Source organism: Spirillospora sp. NPDC048819 (assembly GCF_040650055.1).
Taxonomy (GTDB): domain Bacteria; phylum Actinomycetota; class Actinomycetes; order Streptosporangiales; family Streptosporangiaceae; genus Spirillospora.
This window is the reverse complement of the sequence record NZ_JBEZGN010000016.1, coordinates 86,792-110,351: the sequence shown is the minus strand read 5'-3', so window position 1 is coordinate 110,351 and position 23,560 is coordinate 86,792. Positions and strand designations below refer to the sequence as shown.

Genomic DNA, 23,560 nt, shown 5'->3' with positions numbered 1-23,560 from the left:
GATAGATGAACGACGACATCCTGCAAGAGATCGGCGCCACCTTCGCCTACGGTGCCATCGGCATCGCGCTGATGGCGCTCGGCTACCTGGTGGTGGAGGTGACCACCCCCGGAAGGCTCGGCAGGCAGATCTGGACCGAGGCGAACAAAGGCGCCGCGCTGCTGCTGGCGGTCAAGCTGTTCAGCGTCGGCGTGATCGTCACCACCGCGATCGTCACCAGTGACAACGACCTGAGCGCCGGCCTGATCGACACCGCGGTCTTCGGCGGCATCGGCATCGTGCTGATGGTCGTCGCGTTCCTGCTGCTGGACGTGATGACGCCCGGCAAGCTCGGCGCGACGCTCGTGGACGCGGACGGCACCGGGAAGCAGATCCACCCGGCCGGCTGGGTCGTCGCCGCCGCCGACCTCGGCGTCGCCGCGATCGTGGCCGGAGCGGTCTCCTGACCACGGGACGCCGCAGCATGAAGGGACCGCTCACCTGGGCGGGGCTGCTCGCCTCGCTCGGCGTGATGATCTTGCTGATCGCGACGTTCGCGGGGAAGACCTCTCCCCGCGGCGACATCCCCGACGACTACCGGAAAGTGGCGGACGGCACGTACTCGTCGCCGAAGAAGCCGCTGGCGGTCGCCCAGGAGATCATCGAGAAGCACAAGACGGACGAACGCGTCTACACCCCCAACGGCATCTACCTGCGTTACCACAACGCCGTCGTCGGCATCCTGCCCGCCGCCGGCGGCTCCCGGATCACCCTCGACACCCCCGCACGCGGATACGCCCGCTACCACTCCGCCGTCGGCGGAACCTGGGGCGGGCCCGGCGGCAAGGCCGCGTCCTTCCGCGGCGGCGGTCCCGGAGGAGGAGGCAAATGACCCAGGGTGACGGCAAAGGAGGTCGGCCGCAGAGCCCCGCCGGGAGCGGCACGAGCCGGAAACCGGACCCCGCCGCCCAGCGTCAGGCGAAGATACAGGGGTGGGGCTGCGTCACCCTTTTCGGTCTCCTCATCGCCGGCGGAGTCCTGTGGGGCCTCTACGACGAGGGCGTCTTCGAGAAGAAGGCGGCGAAGGACGCGCCCGTCTTCGGCCCCGAGCAGGCGGGACGGCTCGTCGAGCAGCTCTCCGCGGCGGCCGACGCGCAGGGCGTCTGCTACGGCTGGGTGATCGACTCCGGTCGGAGCCGCGAGATCAAGCAGGTGACGCCGTCCTATTCCGGGACGTTCCGCCCCCACCCCCCGAAGCAGGCCCCCCAGCAGGCCCCCCGGCAGGTCCCGGGGCAGGCGACGCCGTCCCCGGCGGTGCAGGCCGGGGCGGGGAGCGGATCGGCCGCCTCCCCGGCGCCGCGTCCCACCGCGACCGGCACCCGCCCGCCCGCCTCCGCGCCCACCTCCGTGCCCACTCCCACGCCCACCCCCACGCGGGATGGGCATTTCTCCATGAGTGAGGAGATCGAGTACGACCTGGAGCAGCTGGACGAGTTCGGCGTCGAGTTCGGGTCCAACCTCGGCCTGGGCAAGGACCCGCGCCAGGTGCCCGGCCAATGCCCGAAGTGGGTGATCCTCGAAGCCCGCTTCAGCTACTCGGAGTCGTACAGCGAGTATTCGCTCGGCCGGTTCGAGATCAAGAACAGTTTCGACGAGCGCTTCCGGGAGACCACGTTCGAGCGCCGGCTCGGGCAGGTCGGTGAGGACGACATCGACGGCGAGAGCGGGACCGCCAGGCTCCGGGACGCCATCGGCGCGCTGCCGATGCTGGTCGCGTCGGAGGGGCTGGCCCCGCCCGTCCCCGCGGAGACTCGGCAGGCCGCGCAGGTCCCCCCGAACGACAAGCTGTCGGAGTCGTCGGTCACCGCGCGCACCGTCTGGTCGGTGATAGGGATCGGGCTGGTCGCCGTCGCGCTCGTGGTGATCGTGATCGGCGCCGTGCGCAGTCTCCGGAGAAGCGGTTCATGACGGAGGACACGGCCGTGAAGGCGGAGCCGGAGCACGCCACCGAGGCGACCCCGGCTCCGCTGAGCATCCCGGCGCGTATCGCGCGCGCCATGGTGCTGGCGGCCGTGTTCACCTGCGCCGCGTGCGGGCTGGTGTACGAGCTGGCGCTGGTGGCCCTCGGCAGCTACCTGATGGGCAACTCGGTCACCCAGGCGTCGATCGTGCTGTCGGTGATGGTCTTCGCGATGGGCGTCGGGTCGCTGCTCGCCAAGCCGCTGCGGCGCTGGCCGGTGGCGGCGTTCGCGATCGTGGAGGGCGCGCTGGCGCTGATCGGCGGGCTGTCGGTGCTGGCGCTGTACGCGGCGTTCGCGTGGCTCAGCCTGTACAACCCGGCGCTGATCGTGGTGGCGTTCCTGGTCGGGGCGCTGATCGGCGCGGAGCTGCCGCTGCTGATGACGCTGCTGCAGCGGATCCGGCGGCAGGAGGCGGGGGCCGCGGTCGCCGACCTGTTCGCCGCCGACTACGTGGGCGCGCTGATCGGCGGGCTCGCCTTCCCGTTCTTCCTGCTGCCGTTCTTCGGGCACATCAGGGGCGCGCTGCTGGTCGGCGCGGTCAACGTGGTGGCCGGGATGGCGGTGGTGCTGTGGCTGTTCCGCCGGGAGGTCGGCCGCGGCATGAAGGCCGCGCTGTGGACGGGCATGGCGGTCGTGCTGCTGGTGCTCGGCGGCACCTACGTCCTGGCCGACGAGTTCGAGATCTCCGCCCGCCAGGTCCTGTACCGGGACCCGATCGTGCTGACCGAGCGGACCCCGTACCAGGAGATCGTCATCACGAGGCAGGTCTCGCTGTCGGGCCATCCCGACGTGCGGCTGTTCCTGAACGGCGACCTCCAGTTCTCCTCCGTGGACGAGTACCGGTACCACGAGTCGCTCGTCCACCCGATCATGTCCGGCCCGCACGGCCGGGTCCTCATCCTCGGCGGCGGTGACGGTCTCGCGCTGCGCGAGGTGCTGCGCTACAAGAGCGTCCGGAGCGCGACCCTCGTCGAACTGGACCCGGCGGTGCTGCACCTGGCCCGCACCTACGCGCCCCTCGCGTCCCTCAACGAGCGCTCGTTCGAGGACCCGCGCGTCACGGCCGTCGAGGCCGACGCGTTCTCGTGGCTGCGCGGCCTGAAGGAGCAGTTCGACGCGATCATCGTCGACATGCCCGACCCGGACGACGTCGCCACCGCGAAGCTGTACTCCGTCGAGTTCTACGGCATGGTGAAGCGGATCCTCGCGCCGGGCGGCCGGATGGTCGTCCAGTCGGGTTCGCCGTACTTCGCGCCGAAGTCGTTCTGGAGCATCGAGAAGTCCATCGCCGCCGCCGGTCTCGCGACGGTCCCGTACCACGTGGACGTGCCGAGCTTCGGCGACTGGGGCTACGTCATGGCGTCCCCGACGCAGAAGCCGCCGGCGCTGGAGCTGGCACCGGACGTCCCGGACCTCCGCTTCCTCGACGAGGCGCTCCTCCAGGCGTCGACGGTCTTCCCCAAGGACCGCCGGAGCCGCGACGTGGAGGTCAACACGCTCGTCCACCCCCGCCTGGTCGAGTACCAGAAGCAGGAGTGGAAGGACGCCTGAGCGTTCAGTCTGGAACCGACTGCCGGATGGCCTTGTCGACCGCCCGCTGGAACGACGTGACCAGCGACTGGATCATGAGGGGTTTCAGTTTCCCGGTCATCTCCATCAGCCGCTCCCGCTCGTGGGGCGCACGGCCGCCTTCCCGGTACGGCCGGACGACGGTGTCCTGGAAGACCCGCTGAAGCTCGGCGGCCAGCGCGGTCGTGTGGCGGTCGACCGCCTCGTGCGAGGCGATCAGCGTGTCCAGCGGCATCGGCAGCGCGGCCAGTTCGGCGCTGATGCCGAGCAGCGCCGGGCTGACGACCCGCACGACGTCGTCGGAGACGAGTTCGACGACGCCCAGCGCCTCCAGCCGCTTCAGCACGTCGTCGTCGAGGTGCCGTCCGGCCCGCCGGTCCAGTTCGTGCCGGCCGAGGTCTTCGGGACGTTCCGGCGCCCACGGGGACAGCAGGGCGCGCTGCAGCGCGAGGTCCTCGGCCGGGGCGTCCAGCGGGATCTTCTGCAGGTGCTTCTCGATCGAGGCGAGCGTGAGCCCGAGCGACTGCAGCTCCCGGACGAGCTCCAGCCGCGCCAGATGGTCGGCGCCGTACAGGCCCGTCCTGCCGCGCAGCTTCGGGGGTGGGAGCAGGCCGCGCCCGGCGTAGAACCGCACGGTCCGGACGGTGACCCCGGCGCGTGAGGCCAGCTCGTCGACGGTGAGTTCCATCCCGCCCCCCTCTATGTGACAGTGCCAGTGTTACATTAATCCTGTATCAGTGGACACTTATCGAGGGAGACCGCCGGGATGGGACGGGATATCTACACCGACGAGCACGAGGCGTTCCGCGACATGGTGCGCTCCTTCATCGAGAAGGAGGCGGCCCCGCACCACGAGCAGTGGGAGAAGGACGGGATCGTCTCGCGCGAGGTGTGGCTGGCCGCCGGGCGGGCGGGCCTGCTCGGCATCGACATGCCCGAGGAGTACGGCGGCGGCGGCAACGCCGACTACCGCTACTACGTGATCTTCAACGAGGAACTGGCGAAGGCCGGCGTGCACGGCCCCGGCTTCGCCGTCCACAACGACATCAACGGCGGCTACCTGCGCCAGCTCTGCAACGACGAGCAGAAGGCCCGCTGGTTCCCCGGCTACTGCTCCGGCGAGATCATCACCGGCATCGCGATGACGGAGCCCGCCGCAGGCTCCGACCTGCAGGGCATCAAGACCACCGCGGTCAAGGACGGCGACCACTACGTCCTGAACGGCTCGAAGACCTTCATCTCCAACGGCATCCTCGCCGACCTCGTCATCGTCGTCGCCAAGACCGACCCGTCCGCCGGCGCCAGGGGAGTCAGCCTCCTCGCCGTCGAGCGCGGCATGGACGGCTTCGAACGGGGCCGCAACCTCGACAAGGTCGGCATGCACGCCCAGGACACCGCCGAGCTGTTCTTCGACAACGTCCGCGTCCCCAAGGAGAACCTCCTCGGCGAGGAGGGCATGGGCTTCATCTACCTGATGCAGAACCTCGCCCGCGAGCGCCTGTCCATCGGCGCCACCGCCCAGGCCGCCGCCGAGGCCGCGTTCGAGCAGACCCTCGAGTACTGCAAGACCCGCGAGGCGTTCGGCCGCCCGATCGGCAAGTTCCAGCACAACCGCTTCACCCTCGCCGAGATGAAGACGGAGCTGACCGTCACCCGCGCCTTCACCGACGACTGCATCGTCAAGGAGGGCGAGGGCGAGCTGTCCGCCGAAGAGGCGGCGATGCTGAAGTACTGGAACACCGAGCTGCTCAAGCGGGTCGTGGACCGCTGCGTCCAGCTCCACGGCGGCTACGGCTACATGACCGAGTACCCCATCGCCAAGGCCTACCAGGACGTCCGCATCCAGACCATCTTCGGCGGCACCACCGAGATCATGAAGGAGATCATCGGCCGCTCCCTCGGCGTCTGACGCGCCACGGCCGGCGGCTCGCCCGCCGCCCCGGCCAATGGTCCGCAAGCCCGGCCCGCGCCTGCCCGGCGGTCCGATCGTGGACGGTTCCGGGCATGGCCGCCGAGGTCGGCCGCGCTTTACGATCTTGGGATGGGACGGTCCTGGCCGTGAGGGTGAAGGGGGAGAGGACGCAGGAGGACGACCCCAGGAAGCTCGGGTTCACCGAGGCGTTCGCCCGCGTGGGCGCACTGGTCGTCCGCCTGGCCGGCGTGGACGGCACCGATCCCCGGCCGCTGCTCCCGGCGGCCCTCACCGAAGCCCGGACGGCCCTGAAACCCTGACCGCCGAGCCGGCCGCATGGGCGGCCTGGGCGGTCAGGGTCGACCGGCCGTCCGGATGAGCGGCTCGATTCGTTCGGCGATGGCCGGAACGTCATCGAGGACGTGCGTCGCGATGTCCAAGACGGTCGTGAACAGTTCGTCCTCGGCCGCCGGATCGAATCGCGCTCCATTGAGTTTGAGGAAGACATCGGTCGCGGCGAAGGCGACTCGCTTGTTCCCGTCGGTGAACGGATGGGACGTGGTGAGCGAATGCAGAAGCGCCGCGGCCTTCTCCAGCAGTGTCGGGTAAGGGTCCACGCCGAAGGCCGTGGTCGATGGTCGGGCGGCGGCGGACGCGACCAGCCCGAAGTCCCGCACGTTGAGGTTGTCGTCCACGATCCGGCGCCCGATGGAGATGATCTCTTCGGTTGTCAGGTAGCGCACGCTCAGGCGTCGCCCAGCCGGTCCAGGAGACTCCGGTGATCTTCGCCGGTCTCGTCGGCGAGTCTCAGAACGTGGGCGAGTTCGCGGCGCTGCCGGTACTCCTCCAACGCGGTGATCAGAATCGCGTTCTTGGACTGGTGTTCTGCCGAGGCCACCTCGTCGAGCCAAGCGTCCAGATCGGCGGGAAGACGTGCTGCGAAGGCCACCTGGATATTCCTCTACGGTGTGACGAGTGGTACCACCGATGATACCAGTCAAGAAATCGCCGATGTCCCTGGCGCAGGCAACGTCATCTGCACCTTTCCGCGGCGCGCGGGGGTTCAGGTGCGTTCGGCTAGGCGTTCGACCTTGTCGATGGGGCCGGCGACCAGGATGACGTCGCCGTACTGCAGGACGGTGTCGGGCGTGGCGTAGGTGAACTGCTCGCCGACCGCCTTCACGCACACGACCGTCACGCCGTGCTTGGCGCGCAGGCGTGTCTCGCCCAGGGGGATGCCGACGAGTTCCTTCGGCGGGTGGGCCTTGACCAGGGCGAAGTCCTTGTCCACCTCGATGTAGTCGAGCATGCGGCCGCTGACCATGTGGGCGACGCGTTCGCCCATGTCGTGCTCCGGGAGCACGATGTGGTGGGCGCCGATCCGCTCCAGGATGCGTTTGTGCTGGTGGGTGACGGCCTTGGCCCAGATGTCGTCGATCTCCAGCTCCGCGAGGAGCGAGGTCGTCAGGATGCTGGCCTCCAGGTCGCCGCCGATGGCGACCACGGCCCGGTAGAACTCGTCGACCCCGAGTTCGCGGAGCGCGTCGATGTCGGTGGCGTCGGCGGTGATGACGTGGGTCAGCCGCCCGGACAGCGCCTGGACGATCTTCGGGCGGTTGTCGATGGCGAGCACCTCGGTGCCGCGCCGGGCCAGTTCCAGGGCGAGCGCGGAGCCGAACCGGCCCATGCCGATCACCACGACGGGGAGCTTCTCAGCCAACGATGGGTCTCTCCTCGGGCAGTTCGTACCGGCGGGTGCGCTCGCGCAGCGCGAGCGCGGTGGCGAAGGTGAGGGGGCCGATGCGGCCGACGAACATCAGCGCGACCAGGAGCAGGTGCCCGGAGGACGGCAGCTCGGCGGTGATCCCCGTGGACAGGCCCACCGTACCGAACGCCGACACGACCTCGAACAGCACGCGGTCCAGCGTATGGGACGTCATCACGAGCAGGACGAACGTCCCGGCGGTGACCATGCCGATGCCCAGCAGCACGATCGAGATCGCCTGACGCTGGGTGCCGTCCGGCAGCCTGCGGTGGCCCACGTTCACGCGGGCCTCGCCGCGCATCTCGGCCCACAGCACGAAACCCAGCAGCCCGAACGTGGTGACCTTAATGCCCCCGGCGGTTCCGGCGCTGCCGCCGCCGATGAACATCAGCACGTCGGTGACCAGCCAGCTCTCGGGGTGCATCTGGGAGGTGTCGACGCTGCTGAGTCCGCCGCTGCGGGGCATGACCGCCATCATGAAGCCCCCCTGCATCCGGTCGGATCTGGGCAGCGCGCCCAGGGTGCCGGGATTGTTCCATTCGGCCGCCGACAGGACCAGCGTTCCGCCCGCCAGCAGCACCACCGTGGCGGCCAGCGTGACGCGCGTGAGGATCGACCAGCCCCGCGGGTGCCGCCACTGCCGGGCCAGCTCGAACACCACCGGGAAGCCGAGCCCGCCGACGATGACCGCCGCGCAGATCGTCAGGATGATCCACGGATCGGCCGCGAAACCGATCAGGCTGTCGGGCCACAGGGTGAAACCGGCGTTGTTGAACGCCGAGACCGAGTGGAACACGCCCAGGTAGGCGGCGCGGCCGGGCGACTCGTCGTAGCCGATCAGCAGCCGCCCGGTGAGCACCGCCGCCACCGCCGCCTCGCACGCCAGGCTGAACAGGACCACCCGCCGGACGACACGTCGCACATCGGCCATCCGCAGTGTCTTGGTCTCCACCTGGGCCGCCATCCGGGCCCTGAGCCCCAGCCGTCCCGACAGCAGGATCGCGAACAGGGTCGCCAGGGTCATCAGCCCCAGCCCGCCCACCTGGACCAGCCCCAGCATGACGAGTTCGCCGAACGTCGACCAGTGCGCACCGACGTCCTCGACGACCAGACCGGTCACGCACACCGCCGACGTGGCGGTGAACAGCGCCTCAGTGAAGGAGGCCGAACCGGGGTCCGTCGTGGCCACGGGCAGCAAGAGCAGCAGCGTTCCCGTGAGGATCGTGACGACGAACCCGGTGACCACGACCTGCGCCGGATGTTGGAAGCGCTCCAGAAGCGCCGTCCCCCACGGCTTCGACCACCGCCCCAGCTCCCGCCGAAACAGCGTGCACACCCCCGCCTCGATTAGCCACCTTGGGACATATCACCACACCCCAGCGATTCGTAATGCCCGAATGGGATGTTATGACGTCCGCGCAGTGTCCCGGCGACCTTTCAGGGGTGGCGCCGCCGATCGGTGGTCCAGCCGCCGTACGGGACGGTCAGGACCTCCATGGCGTGCCCGCCGGGATCGGTGAAGTAGACGCCGCGGCCGCCGTCCCGGGTGTTGATCTGCCCGGCGCCGGAGCCGTCCGGGTTGGCGTAGTAGTGGGCGCCGGACTCCTTGATCCTGGCGAAGATGCCGTCGAACTCCTCGTCCGGCACCAGGAAGGCGCAGTGGTGCGGGCGGAACGCCTCAGCGTCCATGAAGTCGAGCGTGACGCCGTTGCCGGTCGTCACCGGAATGAACGGACCGGTCGGAGCGCCCGCCTCAAGCCCGAGGACGCGCGCGAGGAACTCGGCGGAGGCCCGTCTGTCCTTCGCGGGGACGATGATGTGATCGAGCTGGATGGACATGCCCCCTCCTTCGGACCCGGCCGATCCAGGCCCCTCAACCCCAGCCTGCTCCCTCAACCGCGGTCGAGGTCAACCACGACGTGCGCCGGGAGCGACCGGTAATTTGGCCGGGAATGCACATGAGCACGGTCGGAGGCGCCGGTGATGAGGGTCGTGGTCGATGATCTCTCTGGTCCCCGGATCGCCGAGTTCCTGGACGAGCACGTCCGGCAGATGCGGGCCATCACGCCGCTGGAGAGCAAGCACGCCCTCGACCTCGACGGTCTCCGCAGGCCGGAGGTCACGTTCTGGTCGGTCATGGACGGCGAGGCCGTGGTGGGCTGCGGCGCGATCCAGCGGCTGGACGAGGCCCACGCCGAGCTGAAGTCCATGCGCACGGCGACCACGCGAAAGCGCAGCGGTATCGCGTCGCTCCTCCTGGAGCACATCCTGACGGAGGCGGCCCGCATGGGCTTCACCCGGCTGAGCCTGGAAACCGGGTCGGCGGAATTCTTCGCTCCGGCCAGGAAGCTCTACGAGAAGTTCGGATTCGAGTACTGCGAGCCGTTCGGCGACTACAAGCCCGACCCCCACAGCGTCTTCATGACGAGGGAACTCCCCGAGAATCGCCACGAAACGCCGATCATGATCGATAACGTTCCGGGATGAGTGAAGTGACCCCTCGCCATGTCCTGTGCGTCCTCGGCTCCGGTCTCCGCCTCGCGGACATGGAACGGATCGCCGCCGGCTTCGGCGGATTCGTCCTCGACCGCGAGTACTCCGAGGCCGCGCCGGACCCACGCATGTCGGGCGCGTTCGAGGCCTGCATGGCGGCGGCGTCGTTCGACGAGGCGGACTGGGAGGCGGTGGAGTCCCACGACACCGTCGGCTACCTGCTGTCCGCGCCGATGATGCGGGACCTCGCGGCCGACACGTCGCGGCGGCTGCTGGCGGCGACGGCCGCCCTGCTCCGGGCCGGCGCCGCCGCGGTGAAGAACGAGAGCAGCGGGATCACGCACGGCCGGGACCGCTGGCTGACCCTGAACGACCAGGCCTCCGACGCCAAGGACGAGGACCTCGCCGCCGCGCTCACGGCCGCCTGGGTTAAGCGTCCCATCTCCGATGGCGGGGTCCTCTACAGCTGCGGCATGCACCTGCTCGGCGCGCCCGAGGTGGAGATCGAGGTCGCCGAGGAGCAGCTGACGCGGGACGGCGTTTCCGAACTGGTCACGCACCTGGACGCACTGGCGATCTACCTGCTGACCGATCCCCGCGCCCAGGAGATCGAGGACGGCGCCGGCTTCCGCCTGACCGAGGACGCCCCCCGCCACATCCTCCGCACCGGCCCCTGCACCCGCTACGACGAAGACGACCTGTTCTTCAACCCCTACGGCTACATCCGCCTGACCCAACCGGATTTGGGCCCCGCCTAATCGATGACGACGCCATGGTCCCGCGCCAGGCCGGCCAGGCCGTCCGCGTAGCCCTGGCCCACGGATCGCAGCCGCCAGCCGCCTTGGCGACGGTAGAGCTCGGCGCAGACCATGACGGTCTCCGTGGTGGAATCCGCCGCGAGGGCATGCGCGGTGCCGTTCTCCTCTGTCACCGTGAGCCGGACAGCACCCGGTGATCCGCTCGTCACCAGCAGGACGCTCGACACGTCGGTGGCCAGCCGCGCCAGGTCCGCCCGGATCCGGTTGGTTGCGGAGTCCAGATCAACGGCGCCGCCCGGGGAGACCGGCTGGTTGTAGAAGACGAAGTCGGCGTCGGACCGGACCTTACGGTCGTCTCCGAGGAGCAGTGCGCACACATCGTGGTCGGTGGAGGGAAGCGCGAAGGCGCACACGAGCGCCGACGAGGAGAGCTTGACGTTCCCTCCCGCGGGAAGCGGGCTCGGCGGGGCTGCGGAGTCGGCCCCGCCGGGGGCCTGGTCGTGGGCCGGGTCGCGCCAGCCGTCCGGCGCCTCGATCCGGGCGTCCACCCCCGCATGCTCTTTGAGCAGGTACAGCAGGTTCGCGCCGTCGAGGAGTTCGATCGGCTTGTTCTTCGCGAAGTCGAAGGAAGCCTGCCCGTACCCGCTGGTCGTCACGAGGATGCCCTTGGACGCGCCCTCGTTCTGCAGCGTCCCGTAGAGGTCGCGGACGGCCGAGACCCCGACGGTGTTTCGGTAGCGCTTCGCCTGGATCACGACCTTGCCGCCCATGATCGGCCGCGGGTCGTAGGCGACGCAGTCGACGCCGCCGTCCCGGGACGGCCTCGTCTGCCGGGACTCCAGCCCCATCCGGGTGAACAGGTTCTGGATCAGTCCCTCGAACTCGGTCGGGCTCATGTCGAGCAGGTTCGGCCGGTCGTCGAGGTCGCCGAGGACGTCGGTCTCCTCGACGAACCGCGGATCGACCATGCTGAACTCCAGCACCGGGCGCACGGGCGCCAGTTCGGCGGTGTTCCGGGACACGCCCGCGCCGAGGTGCTTCAGGCAGGCGCCGGGGTCGACCTGGGCGAGGTCGAGCTCGGCGAACGTCTCCTTCGTCGTCCGCAACGTCAGCAGGCACGGGCGGACGGGACGGCCCGTCGCCGCATCGACGGTGCTGACCATGCCGTTGAAGACGACGGTCGAGACGTGGCCGGCGGCATCGGCCTCGAAGAGGTCCCGGACCACCCGCAGCGCCACCTGACTGACGACGGAGGTGTACTGGCCCTTGACCTGCGTCGCGGGACGTTTGGTCTCGGTCACGGAGTCGGAGGTCTTGACGTACCTGTGGGCCTTGACCGTCGGGACGACGTCGAAGGCCGGCATCTCGTACTCCACGACGAGCTGGGCGGACTCGGGGACGTACGCCATGCGCCACTGCGCCGGGAAGCCGTCCGGGTAGGAGACGGTGTTCAAGACCAGGTCGAGGTAGGCGACGACGGCGCCGGGCCGTCCCTCGGCGAGTTCCCGTTTGAACGTCTCCACCTCGGCGTGCTGTTGCCGGATCCGTTCCTCTGCCACGTTCGTCCGCTGCGCATGCTCGTGCTGGAGATGGGCCAACGCGGCTTGACGGGCCTGCTCCCGCTGGGCGTGCTCGGCGCAGGCGCGCTGATAGTTCACCTGCCCCTGGCGGACCTGCTCCTCGTGCCGCGCCCCGCTCACCAGCCGGGACAGGCCCGACGGCGGGGGAGGCGCGAACGCCTCAGGGCGCGGCGGCGGCTCCGGCCGGCCCGCCGGGCCGGGGTCGAAGGGCGGCACGTCCGGCCTCTCCTTGAGCCGGTTGAGGTTGAACCTGGTGTCGGTGCGTAGCCCCGAGACCAGGATCGAGTCCAGTTCCTCCAGCCGCTGGGCGAGGCTCTCGTTCATCGCGGCCACTTCGGCGACCCGGGATTCGGCGTAGAGGCGTTTGCGCTCCTTCTCGTCGGCGGCCCGCGCGCGCTGGTAAGCCGCCTGGGCCCGCGCCGCCTCCCGCTGCGCGGCCGCCGTCTCCCGCTGCCGCGCCGCCGCCGCGCGCTCGGCCTCCCGCTGCATCCGCGCGACCGTAGCCATGAACCCCTGACGCCTCGCCATGTGCCCACCCCGTAAATCGCGCCCCAGTTCCCGCCGCCAACGTTAAGCACGTACCGGTGTGGACGACGAAGCTTTGCCTGATCAGGCCACCGCTAACCCGGACCGGTATCGGCCACGGACGAGGAGCTCCCCAACGAGTTGCGCGGCACCCTGCCCCGCTTGCCCGAAGGAAGCGAGGACATTGCGGCCACCGTCAACGTGTCCGAGCTGATCTGCGGCGGCCTCGTCCAGGTCGAGGGCGGACGCCCGATCTCCACCACCGATCAGCTCGACACGGACTTCCTGCTCGGTTTCCTCGAGAGTGCGGCGCTCGCCGCCGCCGAAGAGCACATCCGGAAGACGAACGAGAACGCGCACATCAACCTGCCAGGGCAGGAACTCAACGTCGAGTCCTACGCGATCTGCCGCGCTTCCAACTTTTTCTGGCAGGCATTGCTCTTTGAGTCCTGAATAGGAGTTTTGGGCGCTTTGGGTTGTCTGTTTGGGTGACATTAATCTAACCCTCGCAGGGCTTATCGTGGTGGCTGCTCCGGGGGCGGTGCGATAGCATTCGAACATGTGTTTGACGGGGAGTCGGGTTGATCGGGCCTCCACCTCAGAATTGGTGGACGTCCTGTCGGAGGTCGCCGCCGAACTCGCCCGGCGTACGGCACCCGAGTCCCCGGCCGCGTGCCTGGATCTCGCCGAGACCCTGTCGGCCGCCGGTGACATGACCGAGGCCGCCTTGGCCGGATTCATCTCCGTCGTGGACGCCGGCCGTGAGGCGCAGCGGTGGGGTTTCCCCTCAACCCAGTCATGGCTGCGCAACCGGCTCGGCATGCGCGATGGCCGCGCCAAGGAGCGACTCACCCTGGCCCGGCAGCGGCACCGCCTCACCGACGTCACCGGACGGTGGAGCACCGGCGCCCTGTCCTTCGGGTATGCCGCCACCATCGCGGGCGCGGTCGCCAGGCTGGATGATGACGATTGCCGGGCGGCGGAAGAGATTCTGCTCGGCATGGTCGACCAGGACTTATCTGCCGGAAAAGTGGCCTCCTTCGGGAAGCGGATCCGCGACGTGATCATCGAACGCGACGGCACCGAGACTCCCGATGGCGACTCCCGGCGCGGCTACGAGCGGTCCTGGGTCGACTCGACGCGTTCTCTGGACGGCGGTCGGTACATCAAGGGATGGCTGAACGCAGAGGACGCCGCAGTCTGGGAGGGGACGCTCGGGCCGCTGGCCAAGCCCGCCGGGACCGGCGACCGCCGCGACCTGTCCGAGCGGACGGCGGCGGCACTGATGGGCGTCCTGGCCGATGGGCACCGGGCCACCAAGGTCACCGTCATCTGCGACCTGGACACCCTCACCGGCGGCACCACACCCGGTCGCCTCACCGACGGCACCCCCGTCCCCGCCGCACATGCCCGCCGCATCGCCCTCAACGCCGGTGTATCCCCGCTGCTGCTGGGACGCGGAAGCATCCCGCTCTACTTGGGAAGACGAGTCCGCTTCGCCACCGGCCCCCAGCGGCAGGTGCTGGAGACGCTCTATCCGACCTGTGCGGTCGAGGGCTGCGAAGTTCCGGGCACCTCGTGCGAGGTTGACCACGTCCGGGGCTGGGCGCTGGGCTCGTCCACGGACATCGACCAACTGGCCCTGGCCTGTCGCTGGCACAACCAGTTCAAGCACACCCACCCCGATCGGTTGGACATCGAAAAGGGGCGGGACGGACGCTACGTCTATCGCCTCCCTCCGTCCGGGACGAGAATGCCTGCAATGATCAGCCGACCGCCACCTTGGGCCCAGGCCGCGTGATCCTCGCGTCGCGGCTCCCGAAGTCACCAGCCAAGATCCAAATGGCTGCCGACACGGGGTTATCAGGCTAACGGCTTTGCGTCACGGCCGATTGAGTGTCGACGATCACGTTATTGAGCACGCGATCACGTAATTGAGCACGCGATCACGTAATTGAGCACGGTGTCGTGAGCCGCGGTCAGGGTTTTGAGCATGGCGTGGGGGCCGCGATCACGTTATTGAGCACGCTCACGACGTGCGCGTGTCGGGTGGACCTGGTCATCGGTGACCCAAGATCCTCTGGGGGTCTTTCAACGGGTGTCGGGGGAACCGTGGCGAGGAGAACCTTAGATGGTCGATATCGCGGAGATTTTGACGCACCGGTATGCGGACCGGTCGATCAAGGACGTTTCGGCCAGTTTGGGTGTGGCGCGTAACACGATCAGCAAGTACGTGACGCCGGCGGTTCGGGCGGGGGTTGGCGCCGGGCGGGCCGCCGATCAGCGAGGCCGAGTGGGCCGAGCGGATCCGGGAGTGGTTCCCGCAGTTGCGGGATGGGCGGCTTCGGCAGGTGATTTGGCCGGCTATCGAGGTGCACCGTGATTACATCGTCGACCAGCTCAAACGGAACGTGACGATGTCGACGATTCATCAGCGGCTGGCCGATGAGCAGGGGTTGGCGTGCTCGGTGGCCTCGCTGCGCCGGTGGGTGCGCGCCAACCTGCCCGAGGACCTGCGGCGGGAGCGGGTGGCGGTGCTGCGGCTGAGTCCGCCGGAGCCGGGTGAGGAGGCTCAGGTCGATTACGGCAAGCTGGGGCGGTGGGTCGATCCGGCGACCGGTAAGAAGCACACGGTGTGGGCGTTGGTGATCGTGTTGTGCGCGAGCCGGCACATGTTCGTCCGCCCGGTCATCACGATGGACCAGCAGGCCTGGACCGCCGCGCATGTGGAGGCGTTTGAGTTCTTCGGCGGCGTGCCGCGGCGGATCGTGCCGGACAATCTCAAGACCGGGGTGGACAAGCCGGATCTGTATGACCCGAAGATCAACCGGTCCTATGCCGAGCTCGGCGCGCACTACGGGGTGCTGATCGATCCGGCCCGCGCCGGGAAGCCCAAGGATAAGCCGCAGGTGGAGCGGCCGATGCCGTATATCCGCGACTCGTTTTGGCGGGGCCGGGAGGAGACGTTCACCAGCCTGGCGCAGATGCGGGCCGAGGCGGTGCGCTGGTGCCTGCAGGTCGCCGGGCAGCGTCACCGTCGGCCGCTGGATGGCGCGGCGCCGTTGTCGGTGTTCCGCAGCGTTGAGCAGCCGGCGCTGATGGGCCTGCCGGGTCAGCCGTTCGAGCTGGCCACTTGGTCGCGGGGTAAGGTCGGCCCGGACATCCACGTCAAGGTCGGCAAGACCCTGTACTCGGTGCCGTGGAAGTACATCGGCAAGACCGTCGACGCCCGCTCCACGCAGAATGCGGTGCAGTTGTTCGTCGAGGGTGAGTCGATCAAGACCCACGTGCGCAAGCCGAAAGGCAAGCAGACCGACCTGAACGACTACCCACCGGAGCGGATCGCGTTCTTCCAGCGCACCCCGGTCTGGTGCCGCATACGCGCCGCCGAGGTCGGCCCGGCCTGCGCCGCGGTGATCGAGGAACTGCTGGCCGGTAACGCGCTGCATCACCTGCGCAGCGCCCAGGGCGTCCTGGGTCTGGCCGACCGGCACGATACCGACCGGCTGGAGGCGGCCTGCGCCAAGGCGCTGGCCGCCGATGACCCGTCCTACCGGACGGTCAAAGGGATCCTGGCCGCCGCACCCGAGCAGGCAGCCCATACCGGCGAGCAGCAGGCGAGGACGCCGGTGACGGTGGAGCGGACGCGTTCCTGCGCGGCCCGCAAGGCCTGTTCGCCGACAACGTCGTCCCGCTGACGGCGGCACGGTCAGCCGAAGCGTCCTGACGCCTGCGGGCACCACGCCCGCAGCAAGAGAACACGGGTGCCCGGCGTGGGGGCCGGGCACCCGAAACAACATCAGACAACCGATAAGGATACGGACTCATGACCAGCCAGCTCGAGACCGGCGCGCTGGACAAGGCGCTGCGGAAGCTGAAGCTGTCGGGGATGCTGGAGACCCTGGACGCCCGCCTGAGCCAGGCCCGAGCCGGGGACCTGGGACACGTGGAGTTCCTGTTGGCGCTGTGTGAGGATGAGATCAGCCGCCGCGAAGCCACCGCCATACTCCGGCGCCAGCGGCGCGCCAGGTTCGACGAGCAAGTCACCCTGGAAGAGTTCGACTTCAAGGCCTCTAGCAAGATCCCCGCCGCGGTGATCCGGGACCTGGCCACCTTGCACTGGCTGTACGAGGGCAGCTCGATCATCCTCTACGGGCCCGTCGGAGTCGGAAAGACGCACGTCGCCCAGTCGCTGGGCCAGCTCGTCATCCGCGCTGGACACGACGTCCGGTTCATCAAGGCCTCCCGCGCCCTGGCGCACCTGTCCGGCGGCCACGCCGACGGGTCCTGGCCCAAACGGCCGGCCGAACTCGCCCGCCCCGCCGTGCTCATCCTCGACGACTGGGCGATGCGCGAGCTCAAGGCCACCCAGGCCGACGACCTGTATGAGCTGGTCAGCGAACGTGCCGTCGCCCGCAAGCCGCTGATTCTAACCTCCAACCGGGCCCCAAGGACTGGTATCCGCTGTTCCCGAACAAGGTCGTCGGCGAGTCCCTGCTGGACCGGCTGATCAACAACTCCTACCAGGTGTTCATGGACGGCCCCAGTTACCGGCCGAACAAACGCCCCGGACGCCCCACAACCTCCGCCGACACCGACAAAGCACCGAGGTAGTGCTGTGACACTCCCTAACCTCATGCGGCATAGGTGATGACCGGCGATCACGCCGAACGGGGCAAGGCGCCCTCGGATAATCCTTTGCACGCCGAACCGATGCCCGCCTAGGCTCGCCCGGGTGCAGCGCACCATCATCATCGGCGACATCCACGGCTGCTTCGACGAGTTGCTCGAACTACTCGACAGTGTCGACCTCCACCCGGACGACTTGCTGGTAAGCGTCGGCGATCTGGTCGACCGCGGTCCAGCGCCCGGTGAGGTGGTCAGGTTTTTCCGTGAGCGCCCGAACTCGGTCGTGGTCATGGGCAACCACGAGCGCAAGCACGTGCGCGGAATCTTCTCCTACGCGCAAGAGATCACGCGCTTGCAGCTGGGCGACCGCTATGCCGAAACGGTCGAGTGGATGCGGACACTGCCGTACTACTTCGAGAACGACCATGTCCGCGTTGTCCACGCCGCGATGCTGCCCGGAATGCCGCTGGCCGACCAGAAAGAAGAAATCCTCTGCGGCTCGACCAGCGGCGAACGAGAGCTCACCGCGCTGTTCCCCGACAGCCACTGGCACGACCACTACACCGACACCAAGCCGGTCGTGTTCGGCCATCACGTAACCGGGCATGAGCCGATGATCCGCGACCGCAGGATCTTCGGCCTGGACACCGGTGCCTGCCATGGCTGGAACCTGACCGCGCTGTGCGTGCCGGGATTCACGGTGCACTCCGTGGAGGCGCACGCGGATCATTGGGCGATCGCCAAGCGCCAATGGCAGTTGCCCGTCCTAAAGACCAAGCCCTGGCGTGACTTCACCTGGCGAGAGCTGGCTGAAGCGATCGCGAGGTTCTCCTCGGCACCCGACGCCGCCACGCGCAGTTGGCTAGAAAAGCTCGAAACTTGGGCAGCGGACCTGCAGTCGTCCTTTCCTGCCCTGATTGCCACCGCGCATCGCATCGCCGACGAGCTCACCACAGACGAACTGCGGCAGCATCCCGCCGCACGCTTCCTGTTCCAAGCCCGTAACGGCCGGCTCGACCAGACCGGCCTGGCCAGGCAGTGCTCAACACCCCACAAAACAATCGACCTGGCGACCGCGCTCGGCCTGGTCATGCGCGAACTGCCCGACTGACGCGCAGAAGCCGACAGCGACCAATCGGACTCCGTACTCCTGGTCACACCTGCCCAAAGGATCTACATCCCCAAGCCGAACCATCCCCACCCTGGCGACAGATCAAGACAAATGCGGCTATCCCCGACGCGCATGTCGTGAGCATGCTCAATAGCGTGATCGCGGCACCCCTCGCACCACTGCTCAATAACGTGATTGCCGACCGCGCTCAATTAGCTGATCACCTACAATTGAGAATGGACCCGGAGCGGCTGCCGGCCCAGGGGAGGGAACCGTTCGGCGTCCTGCGCATGATTGGGGGCACGCAGGCGCCGTGCGCGGCGGCCGCTCCGGGAGATCAGCGGTGTTTGCCGACGTAGCCGGAGTCGGCGAGGGCCATGCTGATGAAAAGGATCAGCATCCACACCGAGAAGACGGCCACGAGCGAGGCGCCGGTGATCGCCAGCACAAAGATCACAAGGTTTCCTCGATCTTGCGCTGGCCGGCGAGGGCCTCGCCGAGCAACTCGTAACTGTCCTCGACGATGGTCGCGCAGAGGCCGTAATAGATTTCCCGCTGCGTGAGCGGACGGCCGAGGCGCGTGGCTACGAGACATTCCATCGTCGGCGGCCGGCGAATGTGCCAGCTCGGGTACTGATCCTGCAGACGTTCGCGTTCTTGATCGTTCACGGGCGGGGTCCCTGCGAATCGGTTCGGCTTTTCGAGGACGAGCCTGGCAGGGGAGAGTTACTCTGAGCTACGAACCGCTCACCCCCCGACGAGCACCCGAACAAGACAGGTGACACCCCCGAACAAGCGGGCCGACACCCGGGAGACACCCGATGGCACCCTCGCGTGACAACAGCCCCTCCGCCTACCAGGAGATGTTCGTCAACGAACTGCGGGCGCGACGTGAGGCGTCCGGGCTGTCCCGGAACAAACTCGCGGCCGCGTTGGGCTGCACACCGCAGTGGATCGCCAAGGTCGAGACCTTTGAAAAGCCTCCGTCCGAGGGCCTCTCCGACGACCTGGACACCTACTTTCAGCTGGGCGGTGCGTTCCGTCGTATGTGGGAGAAACACATGGAGGCCCGAAAGCGCGGCTTGATCCCCAGCGGCTTCCGCCCGCTGGCCGAGGCACAGCCCGAAGCGTCGCAGTTCAGCATCTTCGCGCCGCTACTCATCCCCGGGCTCCTCCAGACGGAAGAACACGCACGCCTGGTCTTTGAGGCAGAGCAGCGAGCGGACAAAGCAGAAGAACTTCTCGCTCTGCGGATGGAGCGGCAAGCGCTTTTGGCAAAAACGGATCCGCCTCTGTTGTTCCTCCTCATCCGCGAGGCCGTTCTGAGGGATCTTCACGGCGAGATCAAGGAAGGCCAGTGCAAGCGGCTGCTCGACATGTTCGGGGAAGCCGAATTTCTTCATCCAGGTCATCCCCTCCCAGGCCCGCGTCTTCCAAGGCGGAGGGTTCCAAGTGCTCTCGTTCAACGAGGGCTCAGACGTGGTGTACGTGGATGGTGCGGGTGGCAACGGACAAATGATCACGCATCACGCGGGAGTGCGCAGACTCACCGTACTCTTCAATAAGATCAGGGCTGCCGCGTTGTCGGCGGAAGAGTCCGAAGGCCTGGTCCGTACGATCATGGAGAGCACGTGAGCACATTGGACCTGTCATACGCACGTTGGCGCAAGAGCTCTCGGAGTGACTCCTCTGGAGGAGACTGCGTCGAGGTGGCAGGGGTGTCCGCAGTCGTGGCCGTCCGGGACTCGAAGGACCCGGAGGGGCCGAAGTTGGCGTTCGGGCGGGCGGCGTTCGGTGCGCTGGCGCGTGACATTCGCGCCGGACGGTACGACCGTTAGCCAGAGCTGGCCGGCGTTCCGGCGGCCCGGCTTTGGGGCATGCTGAAGGTCGCTGGAGAGGAGCGGTGATGACCCTGGCGATGAGCGCGTCCGAGCGCGAGGCATTTCTGGCCGAGGCCCATGTGGGCATCCTGAGCGTCGCGGACGGCACGGACCGGGCCCCGCTGGCGCTACCGGTCTGGTACCTGTACGAGCCGGGCGGCGAGGTGGCGTTCATCACCGGCCGGGACAGCCGCAAGATGGCACTCGTCCGCCAGGCGGGCCGGGTGAGCCTGGTCGCGCAGGAATCGGCACCGCCCTACAGGTACGCCTCGGTCGAGGGCCCGGTCGTCTCGATCGAGGACCCGGCGAAGCAGGACGATCGCAGGACCATGGCCGAGCGATACTTGGGCGCCGAGGGCGGCGCCCAATACCTGGAGTCGACGAAGGCCGTCGCCGACACCATGGTCATGGTCCGCGTACGCCCCGAACGGTGGTACACCCGCGACTACCGCAAGCAGTGAGACCCGGAACCGTCCCGAGGCCGCCCGCTTGAGCGAGCGTCGGCGGGCAGGGCGGTTCGTGATGCCGCTCCCGCCCGCCGACATGATCAGCGTTGGACGGCGTGGACGATGATGTCGTCCCGGTGGCTCCCGCAGGTCCGATCGAAGGCACCGCCGCAGGTGACCAGCCGGAATTCCCGGGCCGGACGCCGGCCGGTAGACCGAGTCGGGGATCCCGCTCTTGCTGTGCCGGACCGTCCGCGTCACCGAGGACCGGGCCGAGTCGCCGTCCACCCGGACGATCTCCACCCGGCCACCGGAGCGCAGCTCGCGAAGCCGGTGGAGCACCGCCGGGCGCGGCGCGCGTCGACATGCCAGGCGATGACGGATGTGCCGCGCTCGCCGGGTTCGGGCCACGCCTTGTTCCGGCTCGCCACGGGGTACTCCTTCGGCGCGGCCAGCCTGCCCGCCGGGCGATCGGCAGCGCGATAATCGCGGCGGACACGCCGATCGAGGGGATGCGGACCCGCATTTCCGCCATCTGGAACGCGCCTTCTCGTTCGTCGCCCGGAGGGGCTCCGAGGAGGACGGCGCGGACAGGCGATGGCCCCTCTGCGGGACGGGTTGACGCTATGGAGCTCGGGTCAATTCGGCTGCGGTGGCCGGCCAGCCTTCCCGGGCGCTCGGGTAGCGGGGGGCCCAGCCGGTCGCGGTACGGAACCGGGCGTTGCTCACGCGCAGGGAACGCGTCAGGGAGGTGAGCCGGTGGCCGAAGGCGAGACCGGCCCGTCCTGGTAGGCGCACCCATGGAGTGGTCTGCGCGGCCTGGGCGAGCGCGTCGGCGTAGCCGCGTTTGGTGAGGGGCTCGTCATCGACGATGTTGTACGTTCCCGCCGGGGCCCGCAGGGCGGCCGCGACGGCGGTGGCGGCGTCGGCCACGTGGATCGAGGACAGGTAGTTCTGAGGAGGCCCCAGTACCAGGCCGACGTGTCGGCGTGCCTGGGCGAGCATCTGCTTGCTGTGCGCGGCGCCGGGGCCGTAGAACAGCCCGAAACGCAGCACGATGGCGGTGCCGCCGGCCGCGGCGAACCGCTGCGCGCTGGCCTCGGCCGCGTGGTTGCCGGTCGCGGCCGGGTAGCGGTCGACCGGGGCGTCCTCGTCGATCCAGTCGGCGCCGTTGTCGCGGTAGAGCATGGCCACCGACTCCTGGACCAGCCGGTCGACGCCCGCGTTCAGTGCGGCCTCGGCGACCGCGGCCGAGCCCTCGGTCCGTACCCGCTCGGTGGCGCGCCAGGCCCGCCGGACCATGAACAGGGCGGTCGACGGCATCGCGGTGGCCAGATTGACGACCGCGTCATGGCCGGAGAACGCTTCGGCCAGTGCTGAAGGGTCGAACAGCGACACGGTGACCGGGATCGCGCCTTGCGCGGCCAGAGTGGCCGCCTTATCCGGGGTGCGAGCCAGGGCCGACACAGAGTGCCCGGCCCCTACGAGTTCCGGGACGGTGTGGCCGCCGAGTGCTCCGGTCCCGCCGGTGACGAAAACCTTCATGTCGGTCCATGCAACCCACTCCAAGCCCCGCTCGGCAAGGGAGGCTGGGCTTCCGGAGTTCTCGCGATGGGCTGGTTCGGGTGTCGTCGGGGGCCGTTGTCTAGGTGAGGCGATCCAGCAGGGCGCCGTCCGGGCCGAAGAGTTCGGTGCGCCAGTGGGTGAGGATGCCGGTGGCATCGAAGTCGTCGGGGTGGAAGCCGGGGCGCTGGTAGGCGCGGATGCGGGCGCGGACCTTCTCGTTCAGGAACGGCGAGTGGCGCAGGGCGCGCAGGCTGGCGGCGAGGCGCCGCGGGTTGTAGGTGGCCGGGTCGTTGAGCATCGACACGATCGTGAAGAAGATCGTCACGCCGAGCAGGCCGACGGTCGCCTCGATCATGGTGCGGCGGCGCAGGCGCTCCGAGCCGCCGGCGGCACGGTAGACGTCGAAGGCGACCGACTTGTGCTCCGACTCCTCCAAGGCGTGCCACAGCAGGACGTTGCGGACCTCGGTGTCGCCCAGGAGCGCCTGGGCGCGCGGGTCGGTGAGCAGGCATTCGGCGAGCGTCGCGGTGTAGTGCTCCAGGGCGGCGGTGTGGCCGAGCGCGGCGCGCGGCGGCATGAGCCGAAGGCCGAGCCGGGTGCTGCGCTTGACGAAGGCGTCCACCCAATGGGTGGGGTAGCCCATTCTGCGCAGCTGCCCGTTGAGGGTGTCGTGCTCGCGGCCGTGCACCACCTCTTGGCCGATGAACGCCTTTACCTGCCGCTTCAGTTCGGGGTCGGTGATCTGTCCGGAGCAGGCGCGGACGGAGCGGATGAAGAAGTCCTCACCCCTCGGGAACGTCGCTGAGAGCACGGCCACGACGTGGCTCAAGATCAGATCGTCGTCGGCGTAGTGGCGGCGCATCACCCCTTTCGGGTAGGTGAACCGCAGACGGCGCACCTTCATGGTCCTGGCGGGCACGGGCCGCGCGGGGGCGGGGTGTTCAGGAGCGGTCATGCGGACCTCGCCTCGGGTCGGTGGCCGTCCACTGCCGTTGCTGGATGGTCAGTCCAATAATCACCCGGGCGCTCACCTCGCCGCAACCCGGCGCTGGCGCCGCCGAACGAGTCCGGGAAGCCGCCCGGGAGCAGGCCGAGGACTTCGGCTTCCGCCGTTTCACCGCGGCCGACGTCGCCCGCCGCTGCCGGACTGTCCCGCGTGACGATCTACCGCTACGCTCCGTAAAGGACGCGTTGCTGGACGACTTGTTCACCGCGGCAACGTTTTTCAAGATCTAATTGTGCTGGATCCCAAATCCAGGGCTTTTCGACCCGGCTATAGGGGGCTGGGAAAAGGGCCGGAATAGGGCCCGTTGTTTTGGGTCGTCA

Annotated in this window: 26 protein-coding genes and 2 pseudogenes; 18 read left to right on the top strand and 10 right to left on the bottom strand. The window is 68.7% G+C overall.

From position 1 onward, the window contains the following. Positions 1-5: 5 nt before the first annotated feature. The 4 genes from AB0C35_RS22150 to AB0C35_RS22135 are packed head-to-tail and all read left to right on the top strand — an operon-like array spanning position 6 to position 3,551. Entirely contained in the window at positions 6-446 is a 441-nt protein-coding gene (locus AB0C35_RS22150; RefSeq protein WP_358458715.1) for a DUF350 domain-containing protein, read from the top strand. Positions 447-463: 17 nt separating this feature from the next. Beyond that, positions 464-871 (top strand): DUF4247 domain-containing protein, encoded by a 408-nt coding sequence (locus AB0C35_RS22145; protein ID WP_358458713.1) that lies wholly within the window; start codon positions 464-466, stop codon positions 869-871. Then, the gene (locus AB0C35_RS22140; protein ID WP_358458711.1) at positions 868-1,947 is read left to right on the top strand and encodes a hypothetical protein; all 1,080 of its coding nucleotides are present in this window, start codon (positions 868-870) and stop codon (positions 1,945-1,947) included. The genes AB0C35_RS22145 and AB0C35_RS22140 overlap by 4 nt, the downstream gene beginning before the upstream one ends. Beyond that, the gene (locus tag AB0C35_RS22135) at positions 1,944-3,551 is read left to right on the top strand and encodes a polyamine aminopropyltransferase (RefSeq protein ID WP_358458709.1); all 1,608 of its coding nucleotides are present in this window, start codon (positions 1,944-1,946) and stop codon (positions 3,549-3,551) included. Before AB0C35_RS22140 ends, AB0C35_RS22135 begins: the two co-directional genes overlap by 4 nt. Before the next feature lie 4 nt (positions 3,552-3,555). Here the strand turns inward: AB0C35_RS22135 and AB0C35_RS22130 are convergent, their stop codons facing one another. Then, positions 3,556-4,257, bottom strand: a complete 702-nt coding sequence (locus AB0C35_RS22130) for a MerR family transcriptional regulator (protein ID WP_358458707.1) — start codon at positions 4,255-4,257, stop codon at positions 3,556-3,558. Between the two features lie 78 nt (positions 4,258-4,335). On the opposite strand from AB0C35_RS22130, the gene AB0C35_RS22125 reads away from it, so the two are divergent. Then, positions 4,336-5,478 carry an acyl-CoA dehydrogenase family protein gene (locus tag AB0C35_RS22125; RefSeq protein ID WP_358458706.1) on the top strand — a complete coding sequence of 381 codons (1,143 nt, stop codon included), beginning with the start codon at positions 4,336-4,338 and terminating at the stop codon, positions 5,476-5,478. Positions 5,479-5,627: 149 nt separating this feature from the next. Beyond that, entirely contained in the window at positions 5,628-5,801 is a 174-nt protein-coding gene (locus tag AB0C35_RS22120) for a hypothetical protein (protein ID WP_358458704.1), read from the top strand. 33 nt (positions 5,802-5,834) lie between these two features. Here the strand turns inward: AB0C35_RS22120 and AB0C35_RS22115 are convergent, their stop codons facing one another. The 5 genes from AB0C35_RS22115 to AB0C35_RS22095 all read right to left on the bottom strand — a co-directional run bounded on the left by AB0C35_RS22115 (position 5,835) and on the right by AB0C35_RS22095 (position 9,085). After that, the gene (locus AB0C35_RS22115; protein ID WP_358458702.1) at positions 5,835-6,224 is read right to left on the bottom strand and encodes a type II toxin-antitoxin system death-on-curing family toxin; all 390 of its coding nucleotides are present in this window, start codon (positions 6,222-6,224) and stop codon (positions 5,835-5,837) included. A gap of 2 nt (positions 6,225-6,226) precedes the next feature. Then, positions 6,227-6,430 carry a hypothetical protein gene (locus AB0C35_RS22110; RefSeq protein ID WP_132159120.1) on the bottom strand — a complete coding sequence of 68 codons (204 nt, stop codon included), beginning with the start codon at positions 6,428-6,430 and terminating at the stop codon, positions 6,227-6,229. 114 nt (positions 6,431-6,544) lie between these two features. After that, on the bottom strand, positions 6,545-7,201 hold the full coding sequence (locus AB0C35_RS22105; protein ID WP_358458700.1) for a TrkA family potassium uptake protein: 657 nt from the start codon (positions 7,199-7,201) through the stop codon (positions 6,545-6,547). Further along, the gene (locus AB0C35_RS22100; protein WP_358458698.1) at positions 7,194-8,582 is read right to left on the bottom strand and encodes a potassium transporter TrkG; all 1,389 of its coding nucleotides are present in this window, start codon (positions 8,580-8,582) and stop codon (positions 7,194-7,196) included. Before AB0C35_RS22100 ends, AB0C35_RS22105 begins: the two co-directional genes overlap by 8 nt. 101 nt (positions 8,583-8,683) lie before the next feature. Beyond that, the gene (locus AB0C35_RS22095; protein WP_358458696.1) at positions 8,684-9,085 is read right to left on the bottom strand and encodes a VOC family protein; all 402 of its coding nucleotides are present in this window, start codon (positions 9,083-9,085) and stop codon (positions 8,684-8,686) included. Positions 9,086-9,229: 144 nt separating this feature from the next. Between AB0C35_RS22095 and AB0C35_RS22090 the strand changes: the two genes are divergently transcribed. Beyond that, a complete protein-coding gene (locus AB0C35_RS22090; protein WP_358458694.1) occupies positions 9,230-9,733 on the top strand; it encodes a GNAT family N-acetyltransferase in 504 nt (167 codons plus the stop codon). Continuing rightward, positions 9,730-10,497, top strand: a complete 768-nt coding sequence (locus tag AB0C35_RS22085; protein WP_358458692.1) for a hypothetical protein — start codon at positions 9,730-9,732, stop codon at positions 10,495-10,497. The genes AB0C35_RS22090 and AB0C35_RS22085 overlap by 4 nt, the downstream gene beginning before the upstream one ends. Here AB0C35_RS22085 and AB0C35_RS22080 read toward each other — a convergent pair. Continuing rightward, the gene (locus tag AB0C35_RS22080; protein ID WP_358458690.1) at positions 10,494-12,605 is read right to left on the bottom strand and encodes a restriction endonuclease; all 2,112 of its coding nucleotides are present in this window, start codon (positions 12,603-12,605) and stop codon (positions 10,494-10,496) included. The genes AB0C35_RS22085 and AB0C35_RS22080 overlap by 4 nt on opposite strands. Positions 12,606-12,743: 138 nt before the next feature. Between AB0C35_RS22080 and AB0C35_RS22075 the strand changes: the two genes are divergently transcribed. The 5 genes and pseudogenes from AB0C35_RS22075 (at position 12,744) to AB0C35_RS22055 (ending at position 18,342) form a co-directional block, all read left to right on the top strand. Further along, positions 12,744-13,055, top strand: coding sequence for a hypothetical protein (locus tag AB0C35_RS22075; protein WP_358458688.1), 312 nt, complete (start codon positions 12,744-12,746; stop codon positions 13,053-13,055). 154 nt (positions 13,056-13,209) lie between these two features. Further along, entirely contained in the window at positions 13,210-14,403 is a 1,194-nt protein-coding gene (locus AB0C35_RS22070) for a DUF222 domain-containing protein (RefSeq protein ID WP_358458686.1), read from the top strand. A 330-nt stretch (positions 14,404-14,733) separates the two neighbouring features. Continuing rightward, positions 14,734-16,329 (top strand): annotated as a pseudogene (gene istA, locus AB0C35_RS22065) (IS21 family transposase). A gap of 99 nt (positions 16,330-16,428) precedes the next feature. Beyond that, positions 16,429-17,112, top strand: coding sequence for an ATP-binding protein (locus AB0C35_RS22060; RefSeq protein ID WP_358458685.1), 684 nt, complete (start codon positions 16,429-16,431; stop codon positions 17,110-17,112). A gap of 225 nt (positions 17,113-17,337) precedes the next feature. Next, positions 17,338-18,342, top strand: a complete 1,005-nt coding sequence (locus AB0C35_RS22055) for a metallophosphoesterase family protein (protein ID WP_358458683.1) — start codon at positions 17,338-17,340, stop codon at positions 18,340-18,342. Positions 18,343-18,795: 453 nt separating this feature from the next. Here AB0C35_RS22055 and AB0C35_RS22050 read toward each other — a convergent pair whose 3' ends face one another. Continuing rightward, positions 18,796-19,011, bottom strand: coding sequence for a hypothetical protein (locus AB0C35_RS22050; RefSeq protein WP_358458681.1), 216 nt, complete (start codon positions 19,009-19,011; stop codon positions 18,796-18,798). 152 nt (positions 19,012-19,163) lie between these two features. Here AB0C35_RS22050 and AB0C35_RS22045 point away from each other — a divergent pair. From AB0C35_RS22045 to AB0C35_RS22030, 4 genes and pseudogenes are all read left to right on the top strand, one after another. Further along, positions 19,164-19,667, top strand: a pseudogene (locus tag AB0C35_RS22045) (Scr1 family TA system antitoxin-like transcriptional regulator); the annotation flags it as partial. Positions 19,668-19,671: 4 nt separating this feature from the next. Beyond that, on the top strand, positions 19,672-19,977 hold the full coding sequence (locus AB0C35_RS22040) for a Scr1 family TA system antitoxin-like transcriptional regulator (protein ID WP_358458838.1): 306 nt from the start codon (positions 19,672-19,674) through the stop codon (positions 19,975-19,977). Continuing rightward, the gene (locus tag AB0C35_RS22035; RefSeq protein ID WP_358458679.1) at positions 19,974-20,180 is read left to right on the top strand and encodes a DUF397 domain-containing protein; all 207 of its coding nucleotides are present in this window, start codon (positions 19,974-19,976) and stop codon (positions 20,178-20,180) included. Before AB0C35_RS22040 ends, AB0C35_RS22035 begins: the two co-directional genes overlap by 4 nt. A 68-nt stretch (positions 20,181-20,248) precedes the next feature. After that, complete coding sequence (locus AB0C35_RS22030; RefSeq protein ID WP_358458677.1) at positions 20,249-20,683, top strand: pyridoxamine 5'-phosphate oxidase family protein; 435 nt, start codon at positions 20,249-20,251, stop codon at positions 20,681-20,683. Positions 20,684-21,292: 609 nt separating this feature from the next. On the opposite strand, the gene AB0C35_RS22025 is transcribed toward AB0C35_RS22030, so the two are convergent. After that, a complete protein-coding gene (locus tag AB0C35_RS22025; protein ID WP_358458675.1) occupies positions 21,293-22,213 on the bottom strand; it encodes an NAD-dependent epimerase/dehydratase family protein in 921 nt (306 codons plus the stop codon). Positions 22,214-22,313: 100 nt separating this feature from the next. Next, positions 22,314-23,189, bottom strand: a complete 876-nt coding sequence (locus tag AB0C35_RS22020) for a metal-dependent hydrolase (RefSeq protein ID WP_358458673.1) — start codon at positions 23,187-23,189, stop codon at positions 22,314-22,316. 20 nt (positions 23,190-23,209) lie between these two features. Here AB0C35_RS22020 and AB0C35_RS22015 point away from each other — a divergent pair, with 20 nt between their 5' ends. Next, positions 23,210-23,470: a hypothetical protein gene (locus AB0C35_RS22015; RefSeq protein ID WP_358458671.1), complete on the top strand. Its 261-nt coding sequence runs from the start codon at positions 23,210-23,212 to the stop codon at positions 23,468-23,470. Positions 23,471-23,560: the final 90 nt, after the last annotated feature.